Source organism: Peptoniphilus sp. HMSC075B08 (assembly GCF_001815405.1).
GTDB classification, from domain to species: Bacteria; Bacillota; Clostridia; order Tissierellales; family Peptoniphilaceae; genus Peptoniphilus_A; species Peptoniphilus_A harei.
In genome coordinates, this window is sequence record NZ_KV820430.1 from 1 (window position 1) to 2,433 (window position 2,433).

The 2,433-nt window shown below is 30.9% G+C and carries 1 protein-coding gene and 4 pseudogenes; all 5 read right to left on the reverse strand.

Translation table 11 applies throughout. The features are described from left to right. Positions 1–169 precede the first annotated feature (169 nt). Positions 170–496 carry a hypothetical protein gene (locus tag HMPREF3023_RS01480; RefSeq protein ID WP_070700097.1) on the reverse strand — a complete coding sequence of 109 codons (327 nt, stop codon included), beginning with the start codon at positions 494–496 and terminating at the stop codon, positions 170–172. Between the two features lie 37 nt (positions 497–533). After that, a pseudogene (locus HMPREF3023_RS01485) lies at positions 534–695 on the reverse strand (conjugal transfer protein); the annotation flags it as partial. Beyond that, positions 689–845: pseudogene (locus HMPREF3023_RS09795) on the reverse strand (class I SAM-dependent methyltransferase); the annotation flags it as partial. The pseudogenes HMPREF3023_RS01485 and HMPREF3023_RS09795, both read right to left, overlap by 7 nt. A 153-nt stretch (positions 846–998) precedes the next feature. Beyond that, positions 999–1,316 (reverse strand): annotated as a pseudogene (locus HMPREF3023_RS01490) (23S rRNA (uracil(1939)-C(5))-methyltransferase RlmD); the annotation flags it as partial. Continuing rightward, positions 1,276–2,393, reverse strand: a pseudogene (locus tag HMPREF3023_RS01495) (recombinase family protein). The pseudogenes HMPREF3023_RS01490 and HMPREF3023_RS01495, both read right to left, overlap by 41 nt. Positions 2,394–2,433 lie beyond the last annotated feature (40 nt).

A 2,433-nucleotide genomic window follows, 5' to 3' on the forward strand; every position in this document is an offset into this window, starting at 1 on the left:
AAAAAAGCGACTGAACTTATATTTCAATCGCTGAATATCTTATACATTAAATTGTTTTAAGTAGGACTTCTTATCCTTACAATTTTTACCTCCTTCAAATTGTTGGATATAAAAAGCAGCAAATCATATTAGACTTACTGCTTTCTCAATTTCAAATAAACAAATCCTTTTATTTTTTTATAACTATATCTTTTGCACCCGATGGTAAAGGCTTACATCCAGCAAATCCTGGATAGCCTGGATAGCCTGGATAACCCGGATAGCCTGGATAACCCGGATAACCTGGATAGCCTGGATTGCCTCTATAAGGATGATTTGTAAAATAATAAATTCTATCCTTATCTACAATAGTTCCTAAATAATCTCCTTTCATTGTAACAACTTCATTATCTCCCCACGGAAGCCATCCTATCAATTTTCCATTTTTGTCCCAAATAAATTTATTAACTTTGAAACAGATCCATTCTCCAGATGAATTGAATAAATAATCAACCAATGTTTTTCCTCCTCTTTCTTAATTTATATCATATATATCATACCCTAAATATACTTGTATTTGGTGTCAACTTCGCCCTCCCTTTTTGCTTTAAATACTCTTCCACATCAAACAAGTTCTCATTATCATAATCTTCCAATAACTTGTAATTCTTATGCTTTGTAATATCAAACTTATCAGATAGAAAAGGTCTTACTCCACAAGCAAGTTCAAGAACCACCATGTCTTTATTCAAATGAAGACGAATGTATTCGCAAAATTTATCATATACTCCTTTGTCTTTTTTCATGAAAAGAGCATATAGCTTAGCAAATTTATCTCAAAATTTTTTATTGCTTTTATCAATCATTTCAACGCTCCTTTAAATATAAAAATAATCCTATCAATCTTTTTATTGAGACTATTTTCTAATTGATACCTTGCAATAAAGGAATAATAGCTGTTCCTATACCAAGTAGGAATGTAATAAATGCAGAAAGTCATATACTGTCATTCTTTTCTATTAAATCATTTTGAAGTGTCTCAAAGCATCCATGATAGCTTCTTCTTTTTCAGGTGTACACTGTGGAATAACTTGTTTCTCCTTTTTAGACTTGTTGTAATGTTCTCGTAATTCTATTCCACATTTCCTTTTTATCTGTGCAATATATAATGTCGAAACTTTTATTTCAAATTTATTCCAAACATATTCTTTGATTTGAGCATATGTTGCCTTACTTTCAGCACTTGTCAAATCAAGCTCATCGAGCTCAATTTCAATATTTATATGCTTATCGACATCAAGTTTGGACAAAAGTGCTACCGTCTCCACGTGCGTTGTCTTTTGCTTGGGAACATAATTTATTCTCCTCGTCATTCTTGTAAGACCACAATTTATTAATGTCATTGTCTTTGGCGTTTTTTCTTTTATCTTTGAAATTATTAGAATCTTGACTATCTTTAACTCCTGTTTTGAAATAGAATGTTAAGTCATTGGTTTTCTATCTTCTTCAAATCTTTGACTAAAGTATTATCATTTATTTCTTCTTCTACAATTTTTAAAAAGTCATCTATTACTGTTGAATCTGCGTGGCATAATTGCCTATAGCTTTCAACAAAAGCTTTTTCTATTGCTGCTTCTTGTATTCCTTTTGAATGAGGGCAATATTTTTTACCTTTTTTAGTTGATTTTACACATTGCCAGTTTATTTTTTTGTAAATTGAACTTGTATGCCAAGTTCTTCTTGAAAGTATTTCTCCACAAAATCCACATTCCAGCATACTATCTTTTAAAGATATATCTAACAATTTTAGCTTCCTCTTCATTTATAGATATACTTTTTGTTGTAGGGTCATAGTCGTAGCCAAGGCAACCTTGAAAACCAATAAGCTCCCCTTTTTCCATTTTCATTTTCAGTCCTTTTTTTACATGGGCTGAGGTATTTTCTACTTCTTGTTGAGCTACTGAACTTAATATTGTTAATAATAGCTCTCCATCCATTGTCAAAGTATCTATATTTTCTTCTTCAAATACTACACCAACATTATTTTCCTTTAGTAGCCTTACATACTTCAAAGTATCTAATGTGTTTCTAGCAAATCTCGATATAGATTTTGTTATTATCATGTCTATATCTCCATTTTGACAATCACTAATTAGTCTCATGAAGTCTGCTCTTTTAGTAGCAGTTGTTCCTGTTGTTGCTTCATCTGCGTATATACCAGCCAAAGTCCAGTTCTCATTATTTTTTATTAGATTTGTGTAATAATCAACTTGCGATTTATATGATTCAAGTTGGTCTTTACTATCAATGCTAACTCGACAATATGCTGCAACTCGTTTTAAATCTAAATGTAGTGCATTTCTATTTCTTGCTCCTGTATTTGAAGCTTTTATTAATTTTACTCTAGTATTCATTTTACCTCCTTCCCATTTTGTATCTTTCTACAGTGTTATT